The sequence below is a fragment of the Oliverpabstia sp. genome (genome assembly GCF_022785585.1).
In the GTDB taxonomy this organism is placed as follows: Bacteria; Bacillota; Clostridia; order Lachnospirales; family Lachnospiraceae; genus Oliverpabstia; species Oliverpabstia intestinalis.
Genome location: NZ_JALFPR010000099.1, coordinates 20,805 through 27,062 on the forward strand (window position 1 = coordinate 20,805; position 6,258 = coordinate 27,062).

At 45.5% G+C, this 6,258-nt stretch carries 5 protein-coding genes; 4 read left to right on the forward strand and 1 reads right to left on the reverse strand.

Translation table 11 applies throughout. The features are described from left to right. Nucleotides 1-19: 19 nt before the first annotated feature. On the reverse strand, nucleotides 20-1,927 hold the full coding sequence (gene abc-f / locus MSA64_RS07100; protein WP_154431243.1) for a ribosomal protection-like ABC-F family protein: 1,908 nt from the start codon (nucleotides 1,925-1,927) through the stop codon (nucleotides 20-22). 150 nt (nucleotides 1,928-2,077) lie between these two features. Here abc-f and MSA64_RS07105 point away from each other — a divergent pair, with 150 nt between their 5' ends. The 4 genes from MSA64_RS07105 (at nucleotide 2,078) to MSA64_RS07120 (ending at nucleotide 6,066) form a co-directional block, all read left to right on the forward strand. Next, nucleotides 2,078-2,743, forward strand: coding sequence for a redox-sensing transcriptional repressor Rex (locus tag MSA64_RS07105; RefSeq protein ID WP_022172452.1), 666 nt, complete (start codon nucleotides 2,078-2,080; stop codon nucleotides 2,741-2,743). A 143-nt stretch (nucleotides 2,744-2,886) separates the two neighbouring features. Continuing rightward, the gene (locus MSA64_RS07110; protein WP_287891127.1) at nucleotides 2,887-4,383 is read left to right on the forward strand and encodes an NAD(P)H-hydrate dehydratase; all 1,497 of its coding nucleotides are present in this window, start codon (nucleotides 2,887-2,889) and stop codon (nucleotides 4,381-4,383) included. Between the two features lie 21 nt (nucleotides 4,384-4,404). Next, the gene (gene alr / locus MSA64_RS07115; RefSeq protein WP_022172454.1) at nucleotides 4,405-5,535 is read left to right on the forward strand and encodes an alanine racemase; all 1,131 of its coding nucleotides are present in this window, start codon (nucleotides 4,405-4,407) and stop codon (nucleotides 5,533-5,535) included. Between the two features lie 183 nt (nucleotides 5,536-5,718). Then, nucleotides 5,719-6,066 (forward strand): type II toxin-antitoxin system PemK/MazF family toxin, encoded by a 348-nt coding sequence (locus MSA64_RS07120; RefSeq protein WP_022172455.1) that lies wholly within the window; start codon nucleotides 5,719-5,721, stop codon nucleotides 6,064-6,066. Nucleotides 6,067-6,258: the final 192 nt, after the last annotated feature.

The following is a 6,258-nucleotide window of genomic DNA, read 5'->3' on the forward strand; positions in this document are numbered from 1 at the left end:
AGAGCGTGTTTCTCATAGTTTACGCCAGTTCCTCCCATTTTGCATACAGTTCTTCCAGTTTTTCTGCAATTGCTACCTTTTCTTTTGAAAGCCGCACACATTCCGCCACATTGACAGCAACCTCCGGCTGTGCCATCTCTTCATCAATCTCACCGTCTCTGGTTTCCAGCTTTTCGATTTCTGCTTCTGTCTTTTTTAGATCATTCTCCCGTTTTCGAAGTCTCGCCTGTTCTTCTTTCTGCTGTTTCCAGTCAAGTTTGGTTGCAGATGCTGAAACATCCGCAACAGCTTCTTCCTCCTTCGGTGCATAAATCTGTGTCAGTTCTTCTTTTTTCTCCAGATAGTAGTCATAATTACCGATATAATTGACCATTGCCTGATTTGTAAGCTCCAGGATCCGGGTCGCGGTCTGATTAATGAAATAACGATCGTGAGACACATACAGTACAGTTCCGGTATAGTGTTTCAGCGCCTGTTCCAGAATTTCTTTGGATACGATATCCAGGTGGTTGGTCGGCTCATCGAGAATCAGGAAGTTCGCTTCGGAAAGCATCAGCTTTGCCAGAGAAACACGACCACGCTCGCCACCGCTAAGAGCACTGATCAGTTTAAAGACATCATCTCCGGTAAATAAGAACGCAGCCAGTACATTGCGGATTTCTGTATTTGTCAGATAAGGATACTCATCGGAGATTTCTTCAAAGATTGTTTTCTCCATATGGAGTACGTGATGTTCCTGATCATAATAACCGATCTGTACTTTACTACCCAGTTCGATTTCCCCTGCATCCGGCTCCACCAGACCATTTAAAATCTTAAGAATGGTTGTCTTACCGGTTCCATTGGCGCCGATAATCGCAACACGTTCTCCCCGTTTCACAGAAAAATCCACGTTGGAGAACAGCTCCTGCTGAGGAAATGCTTTCGCCAGATTTTTTACTGTTAATACATCGTTTCCGCTGACTACGCGCGGCTTCAGTTCCAGATGCATTTCGACATTTTCTTCCACCGGTTTATCCAGCACATCGATCTTATCCAGCATTTTCTCCCGGCTCTCTGCACGTTTGATGGATTTTTCCCGGTTGAAAGATTTTAATTTTGCAATGACTTCTTCCTGATGCTTAATTTCCTGTTGCTGATTCAGCCATGCCTTATATTCCGCATCTCGGATCATTGCCTTTTTCTCTGCATACGCAGAATAATTCCCCATAAAAGTACGAACATGTCCGCGATCGATTTCGACTACTTTTGTCACGACGCGATCCAGAAAATAACGGTCATGGGAGACGATAAATACCGCGCCTTTATAGTTGATCAGATATGTCTCCAGCCATGCAATAGATTCCATATCCAGGTGATTGGTCGGCTCATCAAGAAGAATTATATCCGGGTTGGACAACAGCAGACGTCCGAGCGCCACACGGGTTTTCTGTCCGCCGGATAATGTGCCGATCTTTCTTGAAAAATCCTCTTCCTCAAATCCCAGACCTTTTAATACACCTACAACTTCACTGCGGCAGGCATAACCACCTTCCAGTTCAAACTGATGAGTGAGACGGGAGTAGGAAGCGAGCAGTTCATCCAGTTCCCGTCCGGTCAACGTCTTCATCTGCTGTTCCATGGTGCGGATCTTTTCTTCCATGTCTAACAGATACTGTTTGACAGAAAGCAGCTCCCCGTAGATCGTATTGTCGCCACTGACTTCCTGATGCTGTGCCAGATAACCGAGTGTCTTCCCTTTGGCAACTATCACCTCACCGGAATCTGCCGGCATCTCCTGCATAATGATTTTTAACAGTGTGGACTTTCCGGCACCATTCGGTCCGATCAGTGCAGCCTTTTCCCTTTCCTCCAGATGAAAAGACACATCCTTTAAAACATCATCTGTTACGAATGATTTATTAATATTCTGACATGATAAAATCATGAAAAACCTCCTTAAATTTCACAAGTCTATCGAATATTATACATGAATGAAGAAAATTCGCAAGAAAATCACAACAAAATCAGAAGTTTATTTGACAAACTTTTCACACTTAACTATAATAATATTAGTATGATGCAGGAGGAAAGCAGCGTGGAGGAAAAAGACATATCAAGAGCAGTCATCAAACGTCTTCCCCGATATTATCGATATCTGGGAGAACTGATGGAAGATGGGGTAGAAAGAATCTCGTCCAATGAGTTGAGTGGGCGGATGAAAGTGACAGCTTCTCAGATCCGACAGGATCTTAATAATTTTGGTGGATTCGGACAGCAGGGATACGGATATAACGTTAAATATCTCCATTCGGAAATTGCAAAAATCCTGGGGCTGGATCGCACACACAATATGATTATCGTAGGTGCCGGTAATCTCGGTCAGGCACTTGCCAATTATACACAGTTTGAAAAACAGGGATTTAAAATTGTCGGGATTTTCGATGTGAATCCGGTCATGCAGGGAGTTTCCGTGCGCGGCATCGAAATCCGTATGATTGACGAACTTCCTGAGTTCGTGAAGGATAATCATGTAGAGATTGCTACTCTGACCCTGCCGAAAGCCAAAGCCCTTGATATGGCAAAACTGCTGGTGGATGTGGGAGTAAAAGCCATCTGGAATTTTGCCCACACAGATCTGAATCTTTTTATGCCGGAGGATGTGATCGTGGAAAATGTACACCTTTCTGAAAGCCTGATGCGACTTTCCTACAATCTGAGCCGTTTTGAAAAAGATCATAAACAGGAACAAGGCAAAATTTAACAACAGCAAGGCTGCTGCCAACAGAGGGCAGCAGCCTTTTATTTACGTGAGCAACGACCGAAACGGAGTGTAGAGGCCGCGATAACCATGAGAAACTCGCAGAGCGTGTTTCTCATGGTTTTACAGAAAGTGAGATCATAGCTATGCAGATTTTAGTAACAGGAAAACAGATGAAGCAGCTTGACCAGTCTACGATTAAGCAGATGGGCATTCCTTCTCTGGTTTTGATGGAACGGGCAGCAATGGCGGTATTTGACTGTCTGAAGCAACATTTTCCACTGAAAAAAACATTGGTTGTATGCGGTTCCGGCAATAACGGAGCAGATGGCGTTGCAGTTGCAAGACTTCTGCATCTGGCAGGATATCCGGTAGATCTTTATCTCGCCGGAAATCACACATCCTTCACCGAAGAAATGCACATTCAGTGGCAGGCAGCTAAAAATTATCAGGTATCGATAGTCAACAACTGCCGGTTTTCTGAATATACTACTATTGTAGATGCACTTTTTGGTGTCGGATTATCCAGAGAATTGTCCGGAAAATACCAGGCTCTGGCAGAGAAAATCAATGCTTCCGGCATTCCGGTTCTTGCGGTGGATATTCCATCCGGCATCCATGCAGGCACGGGACAGGTTATGGGCACTGCCATCCGGGCAACCGAAACGGTCACCTTTGCATACCGTAAGCTTGGGATCAGTCTGTACCCTGGATCCGTCTATGCCGGACATATTCAGGTGAAAGATGTTGGCATCTACGGTGCATCCGAAGGCGTTTTTTCACTGGATAACAAAGATGTTTCCTGGCTTCCTGCGCGGGATCCTGCCGGCAACAAAGGAACTTTCGGAAAAATCCTGCTGATAGCCGGAAGCCGTAATATGAGCGGGGCAGCTTACTTTTCTTCGAAAGCGGCACTTTTAAGCGGTGCCGGGATGGTCCGTATCCTGACGGATGAAAGCAACCGTATCATCCTGCAGCAGCAGTTTCCGGAAGCCATGCTTTCGGTTTATGAACCTTCCATGACACCGGATGAACTGTCAGAAATTGTCAGAAAAGCTATGGACTGGGCAGATGTGGTTGCTGTTGGTCCGGGGCTTTCTACTTCCAAAACAGCGGAGAACTTGTTGCAAACAGTATTGACATTCCGTCAAAGCAAGCCTATAGTCATTGATGCAGATGCTTTAAATCTTCTGGCAAAACGAAAAGATCTGCAGGCACAGTGCGATGCTGCCTGCATCCTGACCCCTCATCTCGGAGAAATGAGCCGGCTGGCAGAGTGTACGATCAGTGATCTGAAAGTACATCCGCAGAAGTTTATGGATGTATTTTATAACAACTGCCCCTGTACTCTGATCATGAAGGATGCGCGAACCTGGATTCGAACCGCAGACGGAAGCTTTTTCCTGAATCTGACCGGCAACGATGGGATGGCCACCGCAGGTTCGGGTGATGTTTTGTGTGGGGTAGTTGCAGGATTGCTTGGACAGGGAATGAACCCTTCCAAGGCGGCACCATTTGCGGTATGGCTTCACGGGCTTGCCGGCGATCAGGCCGCCTCTGCCAAAGGAGCCCGTTCCATGAAAGCTACAGATATTCTTTCCGGTCTTGAAGCACAGCTGCAGAAAATGGACAGTCAGAATTGAACATACAGGAGAAAATAAATTATGAAAAAAAACAGTCGGGTCTATGCCGCCATCCATCTGGATGCGCTGGAACAAAACCTGGAAAACATGAAAAAAAATCTTACACCAGGAACCAGGATGATTGGTGTGATCAAAGCCAATGCTTACGGTCATGGAGCAGTTCCTGTGGCACATCTTATGGAAGGAAAAGACTACATCTGGGGATATGCGGTAGCCAATGTACCGGAAGCCGAAGAACTCCGCGATGCCGGTTTAAAAAAACCTATACTGATCCTCGGTTATGTCTTTCCGGAAGATTATCAGACACTGGTGAAACTGGATATCCGTCCGGCAGTGTTTGATTATGAAACAGCTGAAAAGATATCTCAGGAGGCTCAGAAAGCAGGTAAAGTACATCCGATCCATCTGGCATTTGATACCGGTATGACACGAATCGGTTTTCGTCATCCCAAAGAAAGCCTTCCTGAGATCCTGCGGATCAGCAAACTTCCGGGAATTACGATCGAAGGTGCGTTTACTCATTTTGCAAGAGCAGACGAACAGGATCTGACCTCTGCCCATCAGCAATTCGCAAACTATCAGGAATTTCTGACTTTGCTGGAAGAAGCCGGTATTCGGATTCCGATCCGTCACTGTAACAACAGTGCAGGAATCCTCTGGCACCGTGAGGGTGATCTCGATGCCGTACGTCCGGGAATTACACTTTATGGTATCGCACCGTCTGACGAAGTCGTTAATCCGGGCGTGGCACTGCAACCGGTAATGGAACTGAAAAGTCATATTTCTTTCGTAAAAGAAGTGGAAGCAGGAGTAGCAGTAAGTTATGGCGGAACCTTTGTCACAACCAGAGATTCTACAAGGATCGCAACCATTCCGGTCGGTTACGCGGACGGTTATCCACGATCCCTCTCCAATAAGGGATACTTACTGATCAACGGAAAGAAAGCACCGATTATCGGCAGAGTCTGTATGGATCAGTTCATGGTTGATGTGTCTGACATTCCGGAAGCAGTTCGCGGAACAGAAGTAACATTACTCGGAACTGACCACGGCAGCACGATCACCGCAGAAGAACTGGGTGATCTGTCCGGTCGTTTTTCCTACGAACTGATCTGCTGTATCACAAAGCGTGTACCGAGAATCTATCTGTAAAATCATCCATGTGTAATGATTCAGTACCTTCACAGTTATAGAAATACCTTACGGATTACTACCTGCCGAATAGCGAACATCCATCGATAAATTTCTTATATACCTGCATACACCGGATAAACAAGGAAATACTATAGATGTCAGAAATTTCTGACAGAACATAGGAATCGGAGTGTGGAGAATGTGAATATAAGAAGAGGAGATATTTATTATGCGGATCTTCGTCCGGTGGTGGGAAGTGAGCAGGGAGGGATCCGTCCGGTACTCATCATCCAGAACGATATCGGGAACAAACACAGCCCGACAGTGATCTGTGCTGCCATTACTTCCAAGATGAATAAAGCCAAACTGCCTACGCACATCGAGATCAACGCATCTGCTTACGACATTGTCAGGGATTCCGTCATTCTTCTCGAACAGCTGCGCACCATTGATAAAAAAAGGCTGAAAGACAAGATCTGTCATCTGGATCCGGAAGCCCTTGCAAAAGTAAACAAAGCACTGAAAATCAGTCTGGAACTTCCTACATAACATGGAGTTGCTTGACGAATAAATAGTAAGGTGATATACTTTTTCGGGCATAACTGTGTGCTTATGCCTTATGATCTTAATAATACGCACAGAAAAAAGGAGTGTATATGGATAGTAGTGATAATCCGGTCGCCGGGTGGATGTTATTTCTGCTGTTTATAGTAATCAACAGTATTTTTTACGGATTCGGTT

What these genes read in the sequence shown, in the direction of transcription:
- abc-f (WP_154431243.1), bottom strand. Translation starts at nt 1,927, where the DNA reads ATGATTTTATCATGTCAGAATATTAATAAATCATTCGTAACAGATGAT.
- MSA64_RS07110 (WP_287891127.1), top strand. Translation starts at nt 2,887, where the DNA reads ATGCAGATTTTAGTAACAGGAAAACAGATGAAGCAGCTTGACCAGTCT.
- alr (WP_022172454.1), top strand. Translation starts at nt 4,405, where the DNA reads ATGAAAAAAAACAGTCGGGTCTATGCCGCCATCCATCTGGATGCGCTG.